The organism is Chthoniobacter sp. (assembly GCF_040003245.1).
Classification (GTDB): domain Bacteria; phylum Verrucomicrobiota; class Verrucomicrobiia; order Chthoniobacterales; family Chthoniobacteraceae; genus Chthoniobacter.
The window spans coordinates 1-22,225 of the sequence record NZ_JBDUCX010000105.1 but is presented as its reverse complement, the minus strand read 5'-3'; the positions used below and the strand labels follow the sequence as shown (position 1 = coordinate 22,225).

Genomic DNA, 22,225 nt, shown 5'->3' with positions numbered 1-22,225 from the left:
CTGCCGCATCGGCGCCTACGCGCTCACCGGCGGCTGCTCGAAAATCGTCCAGGACGTGCCGCCCTTCATGATCGCCGACGGCAACCCGGCCAAAGTGCGCAGCTACAACAAGGTGGCGCTCGAACGGCACGGCTTTTCCGAGGAAACGCATCGCGCCATCAAGGAAGCCTACCGCCTCATCTACCGCTCTGCGCTCAATCTGCAGCAAGCCGTGGAACAGATCCGCAGCGACCTCCCCGAGACACCGGAAGTCGCGCAGTTGGTGGCCTTCGTCACCAGCAGCCCGCGCGGGATCATCAAGTAAGCCGCCTGCCTTCCGCAGGGGGTAGAGCGATTGCCGGAAATTGCTGCCGGATAACAAGGCCGCGCCAAATGAAACCGACGGAATATTTAACCGCGGACTGGATGCTCGGCGACAGGTCCATGGTGCAATGGGGACAACCGCAAAGGACGCAGAGGTGCGCAGAGACCGAATCAAATTTCATCCCTCTGCGGCCCTCTCCCATCTCTCCGCGCCTCTGCGGTAAAATCCCAACGCCTTGACCTCGCCAAGCTGTGGGCGGACAATCCATCCGAAACCAAAGGAGGATCAAGATCGTGAAAGAACCCGACAATCTTCGCTATACTAAGTTAGCCCTGAACAACGGGTGCTCGATCCCGGCGCTCGGTTTCGGAACGCTCATTCCCGACCCCGTCGCCACCCGAACTGCGACCAAGGCCGCGCTCGAGGCAGGATTTCGCCTGCTCGACACCGCGGAACGTTACCGGACGGAGAAAGAGGTCGGCGAAGCGATGGCGGAGGTGTTCAAGGCGGGGCAGATCCAGCGGGAGGAGGTGTTCGTCGCCACGAAACTCTGGAACACCAACCATCGTCCGGAGCGCGTCAAACCGGCCTTCGAGGCGAGCCTCCGGAAACTCCAACTCGACTACCTCGATCTCTATCTCATCCACACCCCTTTCGCCTTCCAACCGGGAGACGAGCAGGACCCGCGGGACGCGGACGGCAAGGTGATCTATGACCAGGGAGTGACGCTGCAAGACACCTGGGGAGCGCTCGAACAGTTGGTGCGCGAGGGCAAGTGCAAAGCCATTGGCTTATCCGACGTCGGCCTGGCCAAGGTGCAGGAGATCGTTACCACCGCGACCATCCAGCCCGCGGTGGTGCACGTCGAATCCCATCCGTATCTCCCGGAATGGGAGCTTTTGGACTATTGCCGCAAGAACGGCATCGTCTTCCAATCTTTCGCCGCGCTCGGTCATAGCAGCGAGCCCAACCTGCTGGCCGATCCTGTCATCACCGCAATCGCCCAGCGGGTCGGCAAAACTCCCGCCCAAGTCGCGCTCGCTTGGGCGATCCAACGCGGGACCGCGCTCCTGACGACCAGCAAGACTCCAAGTCGGATCGCGGAAAACTTCGATATCTCCACCCTGCCGGAAGACGCCCTGCGGGAGATCAGCGAACGAATCCAGACGCAGATCCGGTTCAATGCGGTGGTAGAGACCGGCGTGCCCGGCTTCATTCCCCGAAAAAAGTAAGTCGCGTAATTGGGCGGCCGGTCAGTTCCAGACCGGGACCTTCCTGCTCACGAGGCAAGCGTCGGGGTGAAAGCTGACCGCGCGCAACCTTCTTGTTGCGAATCCCTTGCATGGGTCGAAAACGTATAGACATCCTGATACCACAAGGTCCATTTACGACTGAACTGTTGCGGCAGCAAAATCCCCACGTCAGCGCCTTTGTCATTCAGAGAAATTTGGAGCATTGGATGGCCAACGGCGCGGTGCGCCGAACCGCTCCCGAGCCGCAGGCCGGAAAAAGGAAAGTCTTCTACGTTTATGAAGCTGCGAAACCTCGCTCGTCACGCCAGACGACGGGGCCACTCCGTCATTCCTGAAGATTCAGGACGAAATCAAACTGAGAGCGAGCGGATCCTGCAGAAAAACTGAGATCCTGAACGACGCGACCCAGCGAACTCGTCAGACCGCTCATTTTTCTACTCCACATGCAGCACGCTACTTCGCGGTAAACGCTTCAGACCGCCTTTGTCCCAAGACACGCCTCGCGTTGTGGCGTCGGTGAAGGTGATTTGCGCCTCTTCATCGCGGGCCACAAAATCCAGGGCGCCCTTGACCGACAGAAATTGCTTTGACCAGCGTCCCTCCCGGCTGCGCAACTCGCACCGCACGGGCGAGAAGATGCGAATTTGAAAACGGTGGGGAACGCTCACCGGAAGGGTTCGCATTTTCCCCCGCTTTCGGTTGTGCGGCATACTTTTGTCCTCGTTTAACGCCTCAGATACTGTCCACGCGTCGGTTGATCTCGCCTGCCCCATTTCTCGGTCTTCGTACAAACGCTGGCTCGGGAAGGCCATTCCCTCTATTTCATTACTATGATGCATCGTCGGCATTTTTTCGGAACTCTGGCCGGATTGGCTTGCGCCAGTTTGCGGACAGCGCGGGCTCAAGACCGAGCCGCGGCGGTGGCCGCGGAACGGGCGCAGGCCGAGATCTGGCGGCGTTTCATCGATCGTCGATTCGATACGCTGTTGCACTATGCCGGGACCAATGGAGAGGTGTTCTTGCCGACGGCGGAAGAGTGTGCGGCGTGCGTGCCCAACGGCATGAGTTGGTCTACGCCCATCGAGGATGGACCACTCTTTGGCGGGCTCTATCTCCACGGGTTGTGCCGACGCTGGCAGGTGCGGCGGGATGAGGAGGCGGCGGGGAAAGCGCGGCGCATCGCCGCGGGATTGATGAAGCTGTCGGAACTGGGCGCGACGGAGGGCTTCATCGGGCGCGGCGTGGCGGCGGATGGCAGCGGGCACTACCCGGCGAGTTCAGAGGACCAGATGTTTCCGTGGGTCTACGGATTGTGCCGGTATTTGGGCACTGAGCTTCCGTCCGCGGACGAACGGAAGCGGGTGGTGACAAAGATCGTGGCCACTGTGGAAGCGGTGGAAAAAAATCGCTGGCGGGTCCCGTGTGATCCCGCCGGCTTCGGGGAACGCGGCGACCTTACCCGCGCCACCGTGCACGATGCGGTGCGATTGCTGTTTCTACTGCGGACGATGCATGCGCTGACTGGGGAAGATCGCTGGCTTCGCGAATTCCGCGCCCGCCTCGAAGAGCGTGTGGGCAAGGGGAATCGCACGCGTTTGGAAGTCATCGAGGACGGGCTGGATTTGGGGCCGTCCGATAAGAAAGACACCTTCATTTGGACGAATGCGATGTCCCAGGCGGCGCTGCGCGTCCTGGTGGATGAAGTCGAAGACGATGGCGTGCGGGCGAAATTGCGCCGCGGGTTGGTGGCGGGAGCGCGGAGCGCCGCGCCGCATTTGGTGCGTGCTCATCGCTGGGACAATGCCTCGACGTTGCGCTTCGACGTGGACTGGCGATTTCTGAAGGCCTCGTGGAAGCCGCAACAAAGCTGTGCTGAAGCGATCGCCCTGGCCCGGGAGCAACTGTCGCTGTGGGCGGCCCACAATCCCCGCAGTCCCTATGAAGACGATACCGTCCGGGAACCGCTTTTTGCAGCGTGGATCGTGCTACTGTCGGGTGATGCCGGGTTACGTGCAGAGTACGGGCCGGAGATCGAGGCGATGCTCCAGCGCTATGATTGGAGCCACCTTTATACGGCCACTTTTTTTGTCGCGGTGAACGTCTTCTACGAAGGGCTCTGAGCACTTCTCGAATTCGGTCGGACCCGCCCAGCCGTCGCCTTTAGCGGGGTTGGTCGGTCAGTGTTTGAATTGGCCAGTCAACCGAATCTCCGAAATCGCCGCGGTAATTTTTTCATTAGCGCTCTTCCCAGCCGTCGCCGCCTCGATGGCTTGTTCGATTCGATGCTTGGCCTCGACCTTGTGCTCGCGCGTAGCCGCATTGTTGGCCCGGAAGTGACCCACGCCGGTCTTAGGATTGTACTTCTCCAACTGTTGCAAGGCCTTTTGCAGAAGCGGGACGGGCTCGGTCGATTTTGCCGCCTCGTGCAGGGTATCGATGACCTCATCGACCGAGTCCGTCGCGAAAAGCGAGGGAGTAGCCAGTGCCGCGACGATGCCGACAACGGTGCAGAGAGAACGAATGGATTGCTTCATGAATTAGGGCAGGGTGGATTGAACTGTATTGTTGAGGTAAAACAACCTCGGTGCAAGCTCCGAGGCATTGGAATTGTATGGCGTGTATCCTCTCACTCAATTGCGGGAAATTACGCGTTCATCAGTGGTAACAGCAGAGCCTCCGCGTTTTAGGACAAACTTTTTGCGTGTTCGCTATTTTGAGTGTTTTCCGGGGTCAACTCTTCAACCCTTGATAGATGACGCTTTGCCTATGCCCGTGGTTCCCTCTTCCTCTTCGTGCTTTTGTGCCTTGGTGGTAAATATCCTGGAAACGGCCGCCTGCTGCCCCCGGTTTCTTCTCGCCGCAGAACTGCTTTTGTCTTATCCGACCTCGCATCCTGTCTCGTGCGCTTCCTCCCCGTTCTCAGCCTCCTCGTCGCCAGTGCCGCGCTCGCTTTCGACGGCACGCCGGTCCGCATCCAGCCTCACGGGCCGGCGGGACCGTATGCGGTGGCCCAGTGGAAGATCGATTGGCCAGGCTGTGAGTGGGAAGACGGGGTGGCGGCCGGCCGCGTCTCGCTCGTGTCGCGGGGCGAGTCGAACGTCTTCCGCGTGGCCTATGCCCCCGGGCAGATCGGGCCGGACAAAGGCGGCGTCGGCTGGCGTTTTCCCGTCGGCCGCTGCGAAGCGGCGGAGCTGGCCTACACCGTGCGCTTCAGCAAGGACTTCGACTGGGTGAAAGGCGGCAAGCTGCCCGGTCTCTGCGGCGGCCCGGAGAATGTGAGCGGGGGCAAACCCGCCAATGGAGCCAATGGATTTTCCGCGCGGCTCATGTGGCGGGCCGATGGCCGGGGCGAGGCCTATGTCTATCATAAGAATCAGCGGACCAACTATGGCGACAGCTTTCCCTTCCCGGCCGAGTTCCGTTTTCCCACCGACACGGATATCCATCTGCGCCTGCGCGTGCGGATGAATGCCCCCGCTTCCCGCAATGGCACCCTGCAGGTTTGGGTCGCGACCGGCCATCCGGCGAGCGAACAACTGGTGGTCAATCGCACCGACCTCGAATGGCGCACCACCGACACCTTCGGCGTCGACGGGCTCTATTTCGATACCTTCCACGGGGGCGGCGATTCCAGTTGGGCCCCCACCCGCCCGTGCTGGGCGGAGTTCGGCCAGATCACCGTGACCAGGCAGCCATAGGCCCAGTTTTGGTCGATAGATGGAAGGGCCGATCACTTGATCGCTTGCGCCACGGCCCCCTTCAGGACGTCGATCTCTCGCTGCTGAAACTGGAGCATCTTCTCGCGGCCTTGGGCGGCGTAGGCTTTGGCTTTGGCGGGGTTTTTGGCGATGTCGAGGACGGTGGGGACGATGCGGGCGACTTCCTCTTCGATGTCGAGGTCGAAGAGCCAGTCGTTGAGGCCGATGTCGCGCCACATATAGCCCTTGATGGTTTGATCCTTGAACCGGCAGACAACGGCGGGGATGCCGCTGGCGATGCACATGATGGGGCTGTGCATTTCATTGCCGAAGAGTCCGGCACTGCGGACATAGGTGCTGAGGGCTTCATCCGTGAGCCAATAAGAATCTTTCCAGACGCACTTCTTCTTCGTCTCCTCGGGAAGCTTGTCGTAGATCATCTCCTTGCCGAGGCTGATCTGGGTCTGGTCCTCGTGACAAATGAGGACCTTCAGATCGGTCTGGCTGGTGACGGCGATGATGGCCTCGCGCAGGGGCGCATGATCATGCTCCTTCATCTCGTCATTCCGCTTGGCCTTCACGGGATCGACCGGACGGGCTTTCTGGATGATCCAGTGCGGGGTCATGCGATAGCGTGGGATACAGCAGAGGAACTTGCCCTCCTCCAGGCCGTTCGCGTGCATAAAGGCCAAAGCGGCTTTATCATTACGCAGGGTGACGACACCGAAGGCGCTGTCCGGTCCGTATTCCATGATCGGGCAGTTCACGCCATTCTCCCTGGCCGCGGCGAGGCCGACGGAATCGCGGAAGAAGACGAACTGGGCATGATTGAGGTTATCGACGTCCTCAGGGCTGCCGCCGAGAAAGGAGATGCCGAAGACCCCATAGGGCTTGCCGGGGGCTTCCTTTCTCCAGCGGGAGACAGCGGAGGAGCCGCCAAAGCCGGAGGAGGAACCGGATACGAGGAAATCACATTCCTGAATGGCAGCCGTAATCTTCTCCGGGGTATCGAGGACGATGACCTTCGGGAAGCGCCTGGCCAGGAGGGCATCCGCGCCATCTTTCAGGGTGCCGGGCCAGAGGCGAAATTCGGCGTCGATCTTGTGTTTCTCCATCAACTCGAAGAAGCCCAGGTAATGCGCGATGTCGCCGATGTTGATGCTCTGCCAGGCATTGCGCAGGACGATGCGTGGCCTGCGACCTTCCGCGGCGACGGCCGGAAGTGCGGCGAGGGTCAGGGCGAGGGTGGATAGAAAGTGGCGACGGTTCATGAGGAGGAAGGGAGGCTGGACTGGGGAAACGATAGTGAATTCGCGAAGACAGATGCTGTCACTTCAAATACCCCTCGTGAATTCGCGCCCGTAGTGGAGGCAAGAGCCGCGAGCCATTCTTTCACCTCTCGTTCCCAAAGTGAGCGAAGCGCGGCGCCTCGAACTCACGATCAAATGCCCCCGCTTCCCGCAATGGCACCCTGCAGGTCTGGGTCGCGACCGGCCATCCGGCGCGCGAACAACTGGTGGTCGATCGCACCGACCTGGAATGGCGCACCACCGACACCTTCGGCATCGACGGGCTCTATTTCGATACTTTTCACGGAAGCGGCGATTCCACTTGGGCGCCGATCCGTCCGTATTGGGTAGAGTTCGGCCCGATCACCGTGACCAAGCAGCCCTAGGGGAACACGGAAAGAGGGAATGCAGAAGCGGTCACCCGCAGGAAAGGGAGCCGGGGTCCGTCAACCAATTGTGACAGATGCGCAATCTTGTAGCCGGTCTGCCTCTGGACCGGGGCCTTCCTGTCATAATTTGTTGACTGACCCCCATCCCCCATCCCCCATCTCCCCCGCTCCGACCTCCCCGAGACGCCCGAGGTCGCCCAGTTGGTCGCTTTCGTGACCAGCAGCCCCCGCCGGATCATCAAGTAACCCACCCACCTCCTGCGGGGGATAAGAGCGGCTGCCGGATAGCAGGCCCGGAGGGCCGGTCCGAGAGTAGCCGGTAGAGCCTGCCCTGAGCTTGTCGAATGGGTCAGCCACCGGAACTGATTTACCACGAGCATCTGCCCCGAGGCAGCGGAATTCCACCGCCGCGTGCTCCTTCTCCATAGTGGAAAGCTCAATATCGATCACGCTCCCATGTCACCCACTTGGGACAGCGAAGAGGCAGAGAATCCGACAATTCGAACAGGCAATAGATGGGCCGTGATGAGCAAGCAGCACGTAGTCGATTCATGACGCCGCGCGTACTTTGAGGGAAACAAACAGAGCGATCTCCGAGAATCCGCTTTCTGCGGGCAGTCACCGGTTTTTACCCGTAGCGGCGTTAGTCAAATCGATACTGATGTAAAACTATGAATCCGACCCATCTCCATCTCATGCTGAATCACATTCCAGTCCTCGGCACGGCCTTCGGGTTGGGACTCCTTCTCTTCGGCATTTGGCGAAAGAGCGACGAAATCAAGAAGACGGCACTGGGCGTTTTCGCTCTTGTCGCGTTGCTGGCTGCGCCCGCCTACCTGACCGGCGAACCGGCGGAAGACGTGGTCAAAGCGCTGCCAGGCGTTCTCAAGCCAGTTATCGAACAGTATGAGGAAGCGGCAACGGTCGCGTTTGTCGGTGTCATCGTTTTGGGTGTCGCCGCGCTGGCTGGCTTGTTCCTGTTCCGTTCCGGCAGAGTGATACCCCCTTGGTTTGCCTCGCTGATACTCGCCGCGTCGTTGATCGTTGGCGGCCTGATGACTTGGACAGCCAATATGGGTGGTCAAATCCGGCATACGGAGATCCGATCTGACGCCAATCCACCTGCCAATACGGGGGCCAAAAATCACGGGCAGTGAGAACTCACGCGAAAACCTCTCCGCGAATGCCCCAAGAGCCTCATCCTAATTTCGTGAGCACCTCTCCGGCACTTTCACCTACTGAGGCACGGGACGCGAACCTGGAGCCAAAACTCGGTGATGAACTGCCGCGCAGCCGTTCTTGGTATTCGCCGTCCCGCCTGTGGCATCGCAAAACCATCGTCATCGCGGCACTCTCCATCGCCGCCATCATTTCGCATCTGCTACTCCGCTTTGGCTTCCGCTCCGTCCCGAGCGTTTATCACGCCCCCTTGTTGGCCACCCTCATCGTTGGCGGGCTACCGTTGCTTTACGATCTGCTGCGGAAGCTCCTGAGGCGGGAATTTGGTTCCGATCTGCTCGGGGGCATTTCCATCGTTACCTCCATCGTGTTGGATGAATATCTCGCTGGCTCGATCATCGTGTTGATGCTCTCCGGAGGGGAAGCATTGGAAAACTACGCGTTGCGCAGCGCCTCCTCTGTACTTGCCGCGCTGGCCAAACGAATGCCCTCGATCGCCCACCGGGTACGAGGGACAGAAATGGTGGACGTGGCCCTGGCGGAAATTGCCGTGGGTGACACTCTAGTGATCCATCCTCATGAGATCTGCCCGGCGGACGGTGTGGTCATCGATGGCCACGGAGTGATGGATGAATCCTATCTCACGGGGGAGCCGTTCCAGACGACAAAGACCTCCGGTTCGAAGGTGATCTCCGGCGCGGTCAACGGAGATTCCGCTTTGACCATCCGCACGACCCAACTCGCCGCCGATTCGCGCTATGCGAAGATCATGGAAGTCATGCGCGAATCGGAGAGCAAACGACCACAGTTGCAGCGACTCGGCGATCAACTGGGCGCCATCTACACTCCTGTGGCCTTGGCGGTGGCAGTTGCAGCCTGGATGATGAGCGGTGAATCGATGCGGTTTCTGGCGGTTCTCGTCATTGCCACACCCTGCCCATTGCTCCTTGCCATCCCCATCGCCGTCATCGGATCGATTTCTCTCTGCGCGCGGCGCGCGATCATTGTAAAAAGCCCGGTCGTGCTGGAGCAGATTGCCGGATGCCGCACCGCGATTTTCGACAAAACTGGAACGCTGACTTATGGCGAACCGACGTTGACAGAGCAGATCGTCGCGCCTGGCTTCGAACAAAATGAAGTCCTAACCCTGGTGGCCAGCCTGGAGCGCTATTCGAAGCATCCGTTGTCGCGTGCCATCCTCGCGGCGGCAAAGGCCGCTGGAATTAAGCTACCCGAGGCCACCGAAGTCGGCGAGCAGCCGGGGCAGGGCCTCCGCGGAATCGTCTCCGGTCGTCAATTGCAGATTACGAGCCGCAACAAATTGATCGCGCAAAAGACGGCTGGCGCCGATCAACTCCCGGCGGTCGCCGGAGGGCTCGAATGCGTCGTCGTCATTGACCAGCGCTACGCCGGGGTCTTGCGCTTTCGCGATGCGCCCCGCGCCGAGAGCCGTTCCTTCATCAAACACCTCGGCCCCAAACATCAATTTCAGCGCGTGATGATTCTGTCTGGAGATCGCGAATCAGAAGTGCGCTACCTCGCCGAGCAGGTGGGCATCACCGAGATCCACTCACAGAAAAGCCCGGAAGAGAAGCTCGCCATTGTCCGCCAGGAAACCGCTCTCGCCAAAACCCTCTACGTCGGTGACGGCATCAATGACGCTCCGGCCATGATGGCCTCCACGGTTGGTATGGCGATTGGACAGAATAGCGATGTTACGGCGGAAGCGGCGGGGGTCGTGGTCATGGATAACTCCCTGGAGAAAGTCGACGAGTTCATGCACATCAGCCGTCGCATGCGAATCATCGCCCTGCAAAGTGCGGTCGGCGGCATGGCGCTCAGCGTGATCGGCATGATCTTCGCCGCCACAGGTCACCTCAATCCGGTGGGCGGCGCCATCACCCAGGAAATCATCGATGTTCTGGCTGTGCTGAACGCCTTGCGGGCCGCCTTGCCGCCAAAAGTGATTCACGACCTCTGATAGCTCGCGCCAGAACCCTTCCTGGGAACATGTCCACATTTCGGACCTCCGCGTGTTGGTGAACGAAGCCTCGCTCATGGCAGAAAGCGCCCTCGTGACCATCTCAAAACGCCTGAAGCATCTCACCGCCAGATGCCGGCTGTTCCTGCGCCAGCCGAGGGTGCGTTTTGCGCGCAAGCTCGTGGTGGCGGTGGTGGGTGGCAGCGTCGTGTTGGTGGGCGTTGTCATGATCATCCTGCCAGGCCCGGCAATTCTGGTCATTCCGCTCGGGCTGGCGATTCTGGCGACGGAGTTTCTGTGGGCGAGGCGCTGGTTGATACGAGCGCGGGCGCTGCTTCCGGGCACAGACAAACCAGCGCCGCCTGCCCCGGTGGCCGATAGAGCGTGGCATCAATTGCCGACTGCGGAAATCGCTCAGTTCCTGCGCGTGAATCTGTCCGCCGGACTATCCGCGCGGGATGCCGCACAACGTCTCTTTGTTGATGGCCCAAACGAACTAAAGGAAGGCGAACGCATCAGCCCTCTACGGATTCTCCTCGGCCAGTTCAAGAGCCTCATCATCTGGATCCTCATCGCCGCCGGTATCGTCTCCAGCGTGCTGGGCGAAGCGGTGGATGCCATCGCCATTCTTGTCATCGTCGTTCTCAACGCCGCCATCGGCTTCTATCAAGAGTACAACGCGGAAAAGTCCATCGCGGCGCTCAAAACGATGACCGCGCCCCAAGCCAAGGTCTGGCGCGACGGGCACCTCGCTTTGATTCCTGCCTTGGAAATCGTCACGGGAGATCTTCTCGCCTTGGAGGCAGGTGATCTGGTTGCGGCCGACGCTCGGCTTTTGGAGGCGGCTTCCCTCAAGTGCGTTGAATCCGCGCTCACCGGCGAATCGGAGGTCGTGACGAAACAGCCGGCGACTTTGGGGCAAGGCGACATCTCGCTTGGCGATCGCGGGAACATGGTTTTCATGGGCACAAGCGTTGCGGCAGGTACGGGGCTGGCCGTCGTCGTCGCCACGGGGATGAAGACGGAACTGGGCCACATTGCGAAGCTGATGGATGACGGGGACGCGAAGCAAGGCACACCGCTTCAGCGGAAGCTCGACTCGTTTGGGCGGATTCTCGTCTGGGCAGCGCTGGGTATCGTCGCGCTGTTGTTTGGGCTGGGGATGCTGCGCGGAACAAAGCCCTTCGAGCTGTTCATGACCTCGATCAGCCTCGCCGTGGCCGCTGTGCCGGAAGGGCTGCCTGCCGTGGTCACGGTGGCGCTTTCGCTTGGCGTCTTGCGCATGGCCCGCCGCCGCGCGCTCATGCGCAAACTGGCTGCCGTCGAAACCCTCGGCTCGACCAGTGTGATTTGCACGGACAAGACCGGCACCTTGACCGTCGGCGAAATGACCGTGCGCTCTCTCTACGTCGCTGGCCAATGCTACCAAGTCACTGGTGAAGGCTACGCGCCAGCCGGCGAGGTCCGCTTCGAGGGCACGAAGGTGGGAGCGCCGCACTTCGCGCCGTTGCTCGAACTCGCGACGATCCTCCTTGGCTGCAACAACGCGCACCTCGTTGAAGAGGACGGGACTTGGAAAACGGTCGGCGATCCTACCGAAGGCGCATTGTTGGTGGCTGGCCTCAAAGCGGGCGGCGATCGCAAGCGCATCGAGAGCGAACTGCCAAAGCAACATGAGATTCCCTTCGACTCCGACCGCAAACGGAGCACGGTCATTCGCCGGATGCCGGACGGGGCGGTTCGCGCTCTGATCAATGGGGCGCCCGACGCGTTATTGCAACGCTGCGCCAAACTTTACACCAGCACCGGAACCTGTCCCCTCACCGAACAGGACCGGGAGCGCATTTCCGCGGAATCCTCCGCTATGGCAAAGCAAGCGCTCCGCGTGCTCGGCTCGGCCTATCGTGACTTGGAAGACGCCTCTTCGGCTGATTTCACGGCGGACGCTGTCGAGCACGACCTCGTATTCGTTGGTTTGTCGGGAATGTACGACCCGCCGCGGCCCGAGGGAAAAGCTGCCATCGCGAAGTGCCGCGACGCCGGGATTCGCGTGGTGATGATTACCGGCGACCACCCCCAAACTGCCGGCGCGATTGCGCATGATCTCGGAATCGAGTCGACGGCGGCAGCCGTGACCGGCGCAGAGTTGGAAAAGATGTCCGACGAAGTCCTGCAGCGGCGCGCATCCGAAGTGGCGGTCTACGCCCGTGTGACTGCCGCCCATAAGTTGCGCATCATTTGCGCGCTGCAAGCCAATGATGAGGTCGTGGCCATGACCGGTGATGGTGTGAACGACGCCCCGGCGATTAAACGTGCCGACATTGGCATCGCCATGGGGAAATCAGGAACGGAAGTTACGAAGCAAGCGGCGGATATGATCATCACCGACGACAACTTCGCCACGATCATCGCTGCCATCGAAGAGGGCAGAGGCATCTACGACAACATCCGCAAAACCCTGCAATACCTCCTCGCGGGAAACACCGGGGAATTGTTGCTCATGACGACCTGCGTGATCGTGGGTCTCCCGTCGCCCCTTCTGCCGATTCATCTGCTTTGGATCAACCTGGTCACCGACGGTCTGCCCGCGCTCTGTCTTGCCACCGACCCCATCGACCCCGACGTGATGAAGCGCCACCCGCGCCACCGGTCGGAGAACATCACGGACCGCGGATTTCTCCCGACGATGTTATTCACCGGCTTTCTGACGGCGGGCGTCGCCTTTGCTGTTTACTTCTATATGCTGAAAGCGGGGACCGCCGAGGAGATGGCCCGTACGTATGCGTTCACTGTTTTAGTCTTTGCCGAGCTCCTTCGCGCGTTTGGAGATCGCAGCGAGACCAAGCCCGTCTGGCGCATCTCCTTTTTCGGAAACATTAATCTGGTCGTTGTGGTCGTCATTTCTTTCGGCATCCAGGTACTGAGCCATCAAAACGCCATGCTGGGCCGATTCCTCAAGACGTCGTTTTTGCCTGTTGGGGATGGCCTGGTACTTCTTGCCATAGGGGCGATCCCACTCCTGGTCCTCGAGATCGAGAAGGCGGGCCGGCAAGCCTGGCGGCGTGCCTGGGAAAAATCAAATTCGTCACGGAAATAGGATGTGGAATGGGGAAATGGGGGTCAGTCAAGAATGGCACTAAGATAAGGCACTTTATGGACGAGTTTACTCTTGGACGAGTTCGCTTTTCCCAGACGCTCCGCCTGACGTTCGTCCGCCGCGGAAGGGCTTGCGCACAAGGCGTGATCGTTGTTGCCGCTTTTCGGTTGGTTGATTGAAGAGCCCGGACTGGCATACGTTTTACAGAGGAGGATCATCCTAAATCGCCCTTATCTTAGTGCCATTCGGGTCAGTCAACAAATTGTGACTGATGCGTAATTTGCAGCCGGTTCAGCCCCAGAGCATGACCCTCCTGTCATAATTTGTCGACGGCTCCATCCCCCCTCCGCGCGGGATCAGTAAACGTGGGCTGCGTGGCCAAAGTGGTCGTGCCCTTAATTTGAGTATCCTTTTAGCATGGGCGCAAAAATTCCCGCCCATTGCGCCCATGCTGGATATTCGTTTGGCGGTTTGGCGTCTCCTGAAGCGTATGTTTGTGAAGACGATTGAGTGGTGGCACAGCCACAGAAGCACATGCAGGCGGCGATGAGCGCGATTCGAGCCCATGACGATTGATTCTGTGCTCCTGCGGCCAGGGCGACCTTTGCGGCACTATTGGCGGAATCCATGAGTGGCGTCATGCCAAGGGAGTTTGAAATCGATTTCAACTCTTGCAAGCTGCAAGCAGGGGAGCGGAAAGACTGCTGCCGAGTAGTATAAGGACACTGCCGCCAAAGTCTGCGACTCGACAGGAGGCGGATTTTTGCCATAGTTCAGGTCGTTACAAAGTATTCTCTGTAAGACCATGAAATGCTTCCCCCTCTTGCTCGCCGTGTTGTTGCTGCCGTTGCTGGCGTGTGCCGAAGATCTTAAACGCGCGGATGGCACCATTTTTAAGGGGACGATCGTCCGGAACGAGCCGGATGGGCTGGTGGTGCAGACGGATGCGGGGATTGAGAAGGTGGATTTCGTGATGCTTTCGACGGAATTGCAGAAGCGTTTCAATTACGATTCGGCCAAGGCGGAGGCTTACCGGCAGCAGGGCCGGGCCAGCCGCGCGGCGGCGCAGCAGCAGTTGGTGCAGCAGCAGTTGGCGGCGGTCCGTGCGCAGAGCGCGGCCATTGACGACAAGCAGAACCAGCAGCCCTCGCCGGAGGAGGCGGCCAAGCGATTGCGCATCGAGCAGACGGTCGTTTTTGTCACCGCAGCCATTCAGCAAGGCACCACCAAGGGGGTGCGCGCCAGTCTCACCGTGCAGACCGGGCGTCCGGCGGCGACGATGCTGGGCAAGGACACCCGGGCGACGATCGGGCTGGGCGACGCCTTTATCTACGGACTCGAAGGCGCGGGTGGCGAAACCTGGCAGGGCAAGCTCTACCCGGCGGGCTACTATCATTACACGACGTCGCTGGGCGAGGAGGACACCATGAAGGCTTTTGCCACGACGGTGGACGAGGCTTTGGCCCACGGGGCGGACGGGCGCGGGCCGGCGATTCCTTCGGTGAATCCGGCGGCGGTGCCGGGGTTGCCCGGCAATCTTCGCGGCGGCACGCTGCTCGACCGATAATCGTCACACTTTGCGGCTTGATAACGCGGCGCCGGGTGGCTAGCGATAGCAGGCAACATGGGCGAACGACTTACGGTTCTGAACGACGATCGCCTCGGCCATTTGCGAACCATCGTCCGGACGCGTCTGCGGGAACTGGCCGGGCGGGTGGGCACGGGGTCCTTCGACGAGTTTTTTGACTCCACGATGCGGGCGCTCGTGGTCGACTGCTTCCAGGCGATCGGCGCGCACGAAGGCACGGTGTGGCTGCTCGAGGAGAGCCGCAATTATCTCATCCCGCGTTTCAATACCGGCCCGAACGCCGCGAGCTTCGTCGGCCGGTTTCGCCAGAGCGTGCGCGCGGGCATGATCAGCATGATCGTTTCCACCGAGCTGCCGCTCTGTGAGAATGACGTCAGCAAAAACCAGCAGCAGGACAAATCGCTCGACCAGAAGCTCGGCTTGCAAACCTGCGCCATGCTGGCGACGCCGCTTTACTTTGCCGGCGAGTTGCGGGGCGTCATCTCGGCGGTGCAATTGCGGTCGCCGAATTCGGCGGACCCGGAGCCGCCGGGATTCTCACCGCGGCATCTCGAGACGTTGCAACTGACGGCCACGGTCTTCGCCCGTCTCATCGAGCAACAACTGCTCTCCCTCGCCATCGGTCTCGAAGAGCTGACATGAAGTGCTGGATTTCGCCGGCGGAGGCGGAGGCGGCGATGCGCCGCGGGACGGGGCGAGGTGTGCGCATTGCGGTGCTCGATTCCGGGATTGAAAGCAGCCATCCGGCTTTCGGCGGCCGGTCGCTCTGCGATGATCTGGCCATCGTGGAAGATGGGCATCGTTTGAAGGTCGTGCCCGGCGAAGGGCGTGATCTTTTCGGTCACGGGACGGCGGTCGCCGGCCTCATTCACGAGGTCGCCCCCGAGGCGGAGATCGGCAGCATTCGGGTTCTGGGCGAATCGCTTTCGGCGCGCACGGCGATTATTCTCGAGGGCGCGCGGCAGGCGATCGAGCGCGGGTATCACATTCTCAATTGCAGCCTCGGCTGCGGCGTGCTCGATCACGTGCTCAAGTACAAGACATGGGTCGATGAAGCCTACTTGCGCGGTGTCCACGTCGTGGCGGCATGCAATAACGCGGATTATGGGCGCCCGGAGTGGCCGGCATTTTTCACGTCGGTCCTGACGGTGAACATGGCGCGCACGACGGACAAGTTCGGGATCTTCCACAAGCCCGGGCACATGGTGGGATTTGCCGCCCGCGGGGTGGATGTGGACGTCCCTTGGTCCGGCGGTGGAACCAAGAAGGTGACCGGTAGCAGCTTCGCCGCGCCGCGCGTCACGGGCATGCTCGCCTGCCTGCTCAGCGAAGTTCCCGATCTCGATCCGTTGCAAGCCAAGGCGCTGTTCCAGCGCTTCGCCATGCCATGGAGCCGCGAGATTATGGCGCCGAACGAGCGCTGATGTCGCGGAAGCCAACACCCTCAGTTGGCTCCATTGCCAAAAATGCCCTATTTCCCGGCAAAATCAGGGTTTTGGCAGCGGACTGCTCGTGGGCAATTCGCCGCGCAGCATTCTCGTTCCCTGGCCGGTCAACCGCAGGTAGTAGTCGGAGGGCAGTCCTTCATAGGTCACAAAGGGCGCTTCGCTTTCGGGCGGGACGTCGTTGGTGCATTTGAAAACGGCGGTGCCCTCGTCGACCTCGTCGAACATCGCCACATAGAGCATGTTCGCCCCGGCATTCTTCGTCTCGCGAAACTGCCGCCAGAAAAACTCACCGCGCAGCCGTGGGATGGTGCCCGTGTTCTGCCCGTACATGTTGCGCCATGAAAAGCCGGGAAAGATGACAGGCAGATAATCAAGGCGATGTTCCGCGCACCACGCGAGGTCGGGTTTGATTTGCTTTTCCGCGTAGCGTGCAGCGTCGTCCGGCGAGCGGTAGCGGCCCACCGTCCACGGGCTGACGATATCGGCCAGCGCGAGGACTTCGTGCAGCGCGGGGTCGGTGATCGCGTCGTTCTTTTGCTCCCGCCAGTAGGTCGGCACGCCGAGCATCACGGTGCAGCCATCGCTCTTGAGGAATTCGATGAGCCGCCGGCATTCCTCGAGCGTGTAGGCGCGCTTGTCGTTGAAGCCGATGCCCCACACTGCGACCACCGGCTTGCCGCGATGGTGCAGGTAGGCGGGGTCTTCGCCGAGCTTCATGCGGGTGCGGAGCTGGCGCCAGTCGTCCATCACATCGTCCATGTGCCCCGCGGCCAGGCCGGAGAGGTCATACATCAGCGCGTAGGCGCGGCCGTGGCGATTGGCGCCTTCGCGGCAGTGGGCGAGCACGGTGTTGTTTTGCCGCTGAAAATCCGCCGAGCGCGCACCGGCGGCGAAACGCTGCACGAAGGCGCCATCGACACCGTATTCGCGCATCCATTGAAAATGCCGCAGCACCGTGGCCTGCTTGAAGGAGCTGAAGACCTGTGCCGGTTGGCCGTCGGTATGATGAAACGCGGTGTCGAAGCGCTCGTCGGCGCCGAGTTCGGAAACATCCGGCCAGAGATCGACCTTCACATTCGAAGGCGAGGGGATGCCACGGCCTTTCACCCAGTGCGCCCAGCCACGATTGGCGCCGTCGCCTTCGCAATTGAACCAACCCTGGTAGCCGCACATGACCTTGCTCGTGAGCGTGCTCGTATCCACACCGCGCACGGATTCACCGGCGTACGGTGCGAGCGTGGCGGCGAGCACCTCCTCGCGCGTCGGGGCGGGGGCAGCGGTGAGACCGGGAACGGCGGCGAGGAGAAAGACGAATGTTGCCGCGCCTTGCGCCACCCTCATTGCGCCCACTCCACCCGGCCCGTGTGCAGATCATAATAGCCCTCGACCACGCGAACTTGCGCAGCGAGATCACCGAGCTGGGCCTTCTGCCGAATCTTCTTCGCGACGAGCGCGTCATTTTCATGAATCGCATTCACGAGGGGGTCGCCGGGCTGGCTTTTCGAGGCTCGCACGGCGGGCTGGATCGCCCTGACCAGCGCGTGGACGTGACCCGGGGCATCGCCGCCCGCCAGGGCCGCCTGCACCGCGCCACATTTTTGATGACCGAGCACCACGATGAGTCGCGAGCCCAAGTGCGCCACCGCATATTCGATGCTGCCGAGGGCGTAGTCGTCCACGAGGTTGCCCGCAGTACGGACCACGAATAGATCGCCGATATTTTGATCGAAGACGATTTCGGGCGCCGTGCGCGAATCCGCGCAACCGACGATGATGGCAAATGGGTGCTGCCCTTCCGCTGTTTCCGCGCGCCGTGCGGCGGTCGGCTTTCCGCCGCTGATGGAAGCGCTGACGAAGCGATGATTGCCCGCCTTTAATCGTGCGAGCGCGGCATCCGGACCGACTGAGGGTTTCGCATGATCAGCCGCCGTGGCGAGCGCCGGGAGGATGAGGGTGGATAGAAGGGCAAGGATTCCGGGATGGATTTTCATGGTGCAAGGCTGATGGGTGCAAACCGCAGCCAGTGAAATAATCCATTTCCCCCGGGCCCGCCAAGATCGTTCCACGTTGCGCCAGGCAACAGCGCGCCTCTCCCTTCGCCAATGATGCGGAACGGATTTACTCGCCGGCCGCGAGCGATGATTCGCCCGCATCACGGCCGGTCCTGATCCGTTCAGCGATCCAGCGAATCCAAGCGGGGTGCAATTGGAGGAATCGGGACAGCTCGCGACGCTCGGCGTCATCGCATCGTCCGTTGATGAAGCGTTCGATCATGGCCGTCTGCTCCACCTGCAACCCTATCAACCCGCGGCCACTCACTTCCGGACCGCTGCGATCGAGGAATTCAATCAACAAGGAAATATCGTCGTCACTCATAGCTACTGGTTAAGATGACCAACGGGAGAGTTCTTGCAGGAAAAATGCGTTTTGATGTGGAAAATCGCACTTATCGAAAAAAATTTCCGAAAATGGAAGATTTGCTGCAAGGAGTCGACAAACCCGCATCTCAGCCAGTGAAGGCAGTGGGTAGTAGGGAGGCCGCTTTCGCAGTAGTCAGCGACCGTTGGGTTTGTGGGCGTGGGGGATAAGGAGAGTAGGTGCAGCGTGGAAACACGGAGGGCGGTGGACAGCGGGTGGGTCGGTGGAGTGGCGGGCGCTGGGTATCGCGGGTTGTTGCGGGATGGGGCGCGGCCACGGAGGTGGTCGCGCCCCTCCCGCAAGACCGCGACAGTTTACCGTTGAATTTCGGGCCAGCGCTTTTCACGATTCGCCTCCCATGATTGATACCCTGCCGTACCCCGATGATTTTCTGCTCGCGCAGAAGTGTCTGGAGGGTGACTTGTTGTCCATCAGCCAGTTTCAGCAGACCTGCCGGGGGTACGTCGCGGACTACCTGGTCTCCGCTGGAGCTGACGCGGAGCAAGCCCAGGAACTGGCCAACGAAATGAGGGCGGATTGCCTCGCGGAGCGGGCGGATAACAGGCCACGGCTCGCGACTTATGGCGGAAATTCCCCGCTGCGCACCTGGTTGAAAGCCGTGGCCTTGAACAAGCTGGTTCAGCGGAAGCGCAACGAAAAGCGCAAGCGGCAGCTCGAAATTGACGGTCGGCCGATCGATGACCCCGGGGTGGAAGGCGAGGCGCCTTCGTCCACGGAGGCCCCCCTCTTGGAAATCATGCGCGGAGCGGTGGAGGCGGCGTTCCACGAGTGCGACGCGGAAGACTTCGTGCTCGTGCAATTGGCCCACGCCAACGATCTGTTGGGTCGCGAACTGGCCCAGATGTATTCCTGCTCCGAAGCGAAAATCAGCCGCGACCTGGAGCGCGCGCGGCGCAGCATTGCGGATGCGACCATGAACTATGTGCGTGAGAAGGATCCCTGGTTGGTCCTGAAGTGGGAAGACTTCCTCGATCTCTGCCGGGTGGCGAGCCCGGCGTGCTTCGGCGTGGAGTAGAGCGATCCGTCAGGACGAAATAGCCGGCTCCTCGATGCGAGCCGGTTCCTCCGGTGCAGGCAGCGAAGCCGCCAACCGGCCCGTGATGCTGGCCACCACGGCCTTGACGATCGCGCGCTGGCCCCGCGCGAAGAGGAAGATGTATCTCGGCTTTTTCTCGAGATGGTGGAGCACGACGTTCTCGCTCAGGAATTTCGGCTCATGCGCGACCTGGTAGCCGGTGAGGTCGAGCTCGACCGCGATTTGTTTCCAGCCGCGCTTGGCGACAAAGGCGAGCTTCGGTCCGGGTCGTTCCGTGGCCACGAGGAAGCCGAAGACGTTCCCCGGCAACCGGCGGGCCGAAGTGCTGATGCAGGGCGCGGCCCAGGCGATGGGGTCGCGCTCCAGATTCACGCTGAAGAAGGCGACGTCGAGTTCGTGCGGCAGATCCCGGGACAGCTTGGTCTCCAATTTGTCCGCGGCGGGCGAGGCGATTTTTTTCCAGATGAGCCAGAGCTGCACCCTGGCGCCGCGAAAAATGATCGGCCCGAGGTAACCGATGGCGAGGAGCAGGACCGAAAAGACAATGAGGGCGAGAAACGGGTCCTGCTTGATGAGAAAGAGCCCGCCGACGACCAGCGCATCTTCGCCCAGGCTCAAGGCGATATTCGAGAAAGGCTCCGGTGAATGATTCGCCACCAGCCGTGTGCCCGCCTTCACGCTGTGTGTGGTGAGGGCCACGCCGCCGGCCAGCAGCGCCGCGATCACTTCGATCGTCGGGTCAGGCTTGTCGAGGACGTGCACCACCAGGAAGGCGCCGCCGATCGGGCGGATGAATGTGTGCACCGCATCCCAGAGCGAGTCGACCCACGGCACCTTGTCGGCAAAGAATTGCAGCAGATAGAGGACGCCGGAAAGAATGAGCACCGCCGGATGCGCGAGCACGGCCAGCTCCGGGTAGGACTGGCTCACATCCACCCACTGTTGCTGGATGGCGAGGCCCGTGACGAAGACGGTGAGGTAAAGATTCAGGCCCGCGAGCGACGCGAGCCCGAGGGCCACGCCCAATGTTTGCAGGACTTGCATGGGCGAACTATTGGCGCGCGCGGAGTTTTTACAAACGGAAAGTCGTTGCGCCCGAGGCGGTCTCGTCGATCACCGGATTGGTCAGCGCGCCGATCCCCTCGATGTCGATCGTCACGTGGTCGCCGGCGTGCAGGTAGCGTGGCGGTGTGCGCGCCGTGCCCACCCCGTGCGGCGTACCGGTGAAGATGACCGTGCCAGGAAGCAGCGTCGTCGAGCCGCTCAGAAACTCGATGAGCGTGGCCACATCGAAAATCATATCGCCCGTCGAGCAATCCTGCAGTGTCTCGCCATTGACGATCGTGCGGATGCGCAAACCCTGCGGATCGGGAATCTCGTCGCGCGTCACCAGGCGCGGCCCGAGCGGCGCGAAGGTGTCAAAGGATTTGCCGCGGCACCATTGCGAGCCGCCGCCTTCCTTCTGCCAGTCGCGTGCGCTCACGTCGTTGGCGCAGGTGTAGCCGAGCACGTATTCCAGCGCGCGCTCGCGCGGGACATTCTTCGCCCGCTGGCCGATTACCACCGCGAGTTCGCACTCATAGTCGACCTTTTCGCTCTTCAGCCACCGCGGGAGCACGATCGGCTCGCCCGGGTGCTGGACGGCGGCGGGGTTTTTGAAAAAGAGCACGGGGAATTGCGGGATTGGAGCCTTCGTCTCGGCGGCGTGCTGGCGGTAATTGAGACCGATGCAAAGAATCGCCGTGGGCTCCAGCGGCGCGAGCACGCGGGCGACGGGCGCTGTTTCGCCGGTCGGCGTCAGCGTGTCCAGGAGCGTGCCGCGGAGCTTCGTGGCCGTGCCGTCGGCGTGTTCCTGCGCGTAGCCGATTTCGCCGTGGGGGGATTGGTAGCGGATGATTTTCACGATTGGGAAGAGTCGAGCGTGCGGGAATTCTTGATGTTTCGCCGACCCTCGCGAGCTTTTTAGTCCTCGAGGGCCATGTCCACCGGGGCGAACAGCCAGCCGTCCTGGGCGGTGAAGTGCCACCATTCGTCGCGGATGCCGTTGAAGCCGGCGTTGAGCATGGCCGCGCGCAGGATCTTCATGCGGGCGGCGATGCCCGCGTTGCCGCCTACGTAGTTGGATTTGGCTGCCTCGGAGAGGTCATCGAAATCCGTGGCCATCTTTTGCTCCCGGCCCTGGAGATCGACGAGCGTTACATCCACCGAAGCGCCCCAGGTATGAAAGGAACCACCCCGCGCGGGATCGGCGAGGAACTCGGGATTCGGCGCCGCTTTCCAGAGGGCTTCCTGCGCCCACGCCGGGCGGTAAGAGTCCCAGATTTTCAGCCCGAAACCCTGCTTGCGCAGTTCGTCCTGCGCCTGTCGCAAGCGTTTCGCCACGCTCTTGCGAATCAGCGCCCGCGCCTGCAAGGGATAAACCACCTTGTGGGCGAGGTTGCGCTCGGTGGCGTAGCGCATCTCGACGCAAATGCCCGGGCAGGCTTTGGCGATATCGACCATCGATTCGTAGCGCAGGCTCCAG

The 22,225-nt window shown here is 61.3% G+C and carries 19 protein-coding genes and 2 pseudogenes; 12 read left to right on the top strand and 9 right to left on the bottom strand.

Annotation, left to right across the window (positions count from 1 at the left end):
* Both ABJF10_RS15700 and ABJF10_RS15695 read left to right on the top strand, forming a co-directional pair.
* Positions 1–304, top strand: a pseudogene (locus ABJF10_RS15700) (acyl-[acyl-carrier-protein]--UDP-N-acetylglucosamine O-acyltransferase); the annotation flags it as partial.
* Between the two features lie 293 nt (positions 305–597).
* The gene (locus tag ABJF10_RS15695; protein ID WP_348545534.1) at positions 598–1,536 is read left to right on the top strand and encodes an aldo/keto reductase; all 939 of its coding nucleotides are present in this window, start codon (positions 598–600) and stop codon (positions 1,534–1,536) included.
* A gap of 455 nt (positions 1,537–1,991) precedes the next feature.
* On the opposite strand, the gene ABJF10_RS15690 is transcribed toward ABJF10_RS15695, so the two are convergent.
* On the bottom strand, positions 1,992–2,549 hold the full coding sequence (locus tag ABJF10_RS15690) for a hypothetical protein (protein WP_348545533.1): 558 nt from the start codon (positions 2,547–2,549) through the stop codon (positions 1,992–1,994).
* Between the two features lie 69 nt (positions 2,550–2,618).
* On the opposite strand from ABJF10_RS15690, the gene ABJF10_RS15685 reads away from it, so the two are divergent.
* The gene (locus tag ABJF10_RS15685; RefSeq protein ID WP_348545532.1) at positions 2,619–3,677 is read left to right on the top strand and encodes a hypothetical protein; all 1,059 of its coding nucleotides are present in this window, start codon (positions 2,619–2,621) and stop codon (positions 3,675–3,677) included.
* Positions 3,678–3,734: 57 nt separating this feature from the next.
* Here ABJF10_RS15685 and ABJF10_RS15680 read toward each other — a convergent pair whose 3' ends face one another.
* Positions 3,735–4,091: a hypothetical protein gene (locus tag ABJF10_RS15680; protein ID WP_348545531.1), complete on the bottom strand. Its 357-nt coding sequence runs from the start codon at positions 4,089–4,091 to the stop codon at positions 3,735–3,737.
* Positions 4,092–4,457: 366 nt separating this feature from the next.
* On the opposite strand from ABJF10_RS15680, the gene ABJF10_RS15675 reads away from it, so the two are divergent.
* Positions 4,458–5,255 (top strand): polysaccharide lyase, encoded by a 798-nt coding sequence (locus ABJF10_RS15675; protein WP_348545530.1) that lies wholly within the window; start codon positions 4,458–4,460, stop codon positions 5,253–5,255.
* 32 nt (positions 5,256–5,287) lie between these two features.
* On the opposite strand, the gene ABJF10_RS15670 is transcribed toward ABJF10_RS15675, so the two are convergent.
* Positions 5,288–6,526: a polysaccharide pyruvyl transferase family protein gene (locus ABJF10_RS15670; RefSeq protein WP_348545529.1), complete on the bottom strand. Its 1,239-nt coding sequence runs from the start codon at positions 6,524–6,526 to the stop codon at positions 5,288–5,290.
* A 185-nt stretch (positions 6,527–6,711) separates the two neighbouring features.
* Between ABJF10_RS15670 and ABJF10_RS15665 the strand changes: the two are divergent.
* From ABJF10_RS15665 to ABJF10_RS15635, 7 genes and pseudogenes are all read left to right on the top strand, one after another.
* Positions 6,712–6,930, top strand: a pseudogene (locus ABJF10_RS15665) (polysaccharide lyase); the annotation flags it as partial.
* A 674-nt stretch (positions 6,931–7,604) separates the two neighbouring features.
* Positions 7,605–8,090, top strand: a complete 486-nt coding sequence (locus ABJF10_RS15660) for a hypothetical protein (protein WP_348545528.1) — start codon at positions 7,605–7,607, stop codon at positions 8,088–8,090.
* 125 nt (positions 8,091–8,215) lie between these two features.
* Positions 8,216–10,093, top strand: coding sequence for a heavy metal translocating P-type ATPase (locus ABJF10_RS15655; RefSeq protein ID WP_348545535.1), 1,878 nt, complete (start codon positions 8,216–8,218; stop codon positions 10,091–10,093).
* Between the two features lie 52 nt (positions 10,094–10,145).
* Entirely contained in the window at positions 10,146–13,190 is a 3,045-nt protein-coding gene (locus ABJF10_RS15650; protein WP_348545527.1) for an HAD-IC family P-type ATPase, read from the top strand.
* An 805-nt stretch (positions 13,191–13,995) separates the two neighbouring features.
* Positions 13,996–14,757, top strand: coding sequence for a hypothetical protein (locus ABJF10_RS15645; protein ID WP_348545526.1), 762 nt, complete (start codon positions 13,996–13,998; stop codon positions 14,755–14,757).
* 57 nt (positions 14,758–14,814) lie between these two features.
* Entirely contained in the window at positions 14,815–15,420 is a 606-nt protein-coding gene (locus ABJF10_RS15640) for a GAF domain-containing protein (protein WP_348545525.1), read from the top strand.
* Positions 15,417–16,202, top strand: coding sequence for a S8 family serine peptidase (locus tag ABJF10_RS15635; RefSeq protein ID WP_348545524.1), 786 nt, complete (start codon positions 15,417–15,419; stop codon positions 16,200–16,202). The genes ABJF10_RS15640 and ABJF10_RS15635 overlap by 4 nt, the downstream gene beginning before the upstream one ends.
* Before the next feature lie 63 nt (positions 16,203–16,265).
* On the opposite strand, the gene ABJF10_RS15630 is transcribed toward ABJF10_RS15635, so the two are convergent.
* From ABJF10_RS15630 to ABJF10_RS15620, 3 genes are all read right to left on the bottom strand, one after another.
* Positions 16,266–17,567 carry a glycoside hydrolase family 71/99-like protein gene (locus ABJF10_RS15630; RefSeq protein WP_348545523.1) on the bottom strand — a complete coding sequence of 434 codons (1,302 nt, stop codon included), beginning with the start codon at positions 17,565–17,567 and terminating at the stop codon, positions 16,266–16,268.
* Positions 17,564–18,217, bottom strand: coding sequence for a carbonic anhydrase (locus ABJF10_RS15625; RefSeq protein WP_348545522.1), 654 nt, complete (start codon positions 18,215–18,217; stop codon positions 17,564–17,566). Before ABJF10_RS15625 ends, ABJF10_RS15630 begins: the two co-directional genes overlap by 4 nt.
* A 127-nt stretch (positions 18,218–18,344) precedes the next feature.
* Positions 18,345–18,602 carry a hypothetical protein gene (locus tag ABJF10_RS15620; protein WP_348545521.1) on the bottom strand — a complete coding sequence of 86 codons (258 nt, stop codon included), beginning with the start codon at positions 18,600–18,602 and terminating at the stop codon, positions 18,345–18,347.
* A 400-nt stretch (positions 18,603–19,002) separates the two neighbouring features.
* On the opposite strand from ABJF10_RS15620, the gene ABJF10_RS15615 reads away from it, so the two are divergent.
* Entirely contained in the window at positions 19,003–19,680 is a 678-nt protein-coding gene (locus tag ABJF10_RS15615) for a hypothetical protein (RefSeq protein ID WP_348545520.1), read from the top strand.
* Between the two features lie 9 nt (positions 19,681–19,689).
* Here ABJF10_RS15615 and ABJF10_RS15610 read toward each other — a convergent pair whose 3' ends face one another.
* From ABJF10_RS15610 to ABJF10_RS15600, 3 genes are all read right to left on the bottom strand, one after another.
* Entirely contained in the window at positions 19,690–20,745 is a 1,056-nt protein-coding gene (locus ABJF10_RS15610; RefSeq protein WP_348545519.1) for a DUF4126 domain-containing protein, read from the bottom strand.
* 28 nt (positions 20,746–20,773) lie between these two features.
* Complete coding sequence (locus ABJF10_RS15605; protein ID WP_348545518.1) at positions 20,774–21,604, bottom strand: fumarylacetoacetate hydrolase family protein; 831 nt, start codon at positions 21,602–21,604, stop codon at positions 20,774–20,776.
* Between the two features lie 59 nt (positions 21,605–21,663).
* A partial coding sequence (locus ABJF10_RS15600; RefSeq protein ID WP_348545517.1) for a M15 family metallopeptidase occupies positions 21,664–22,225 on the bottom strand: 562 nt, incomplete at its 5' end.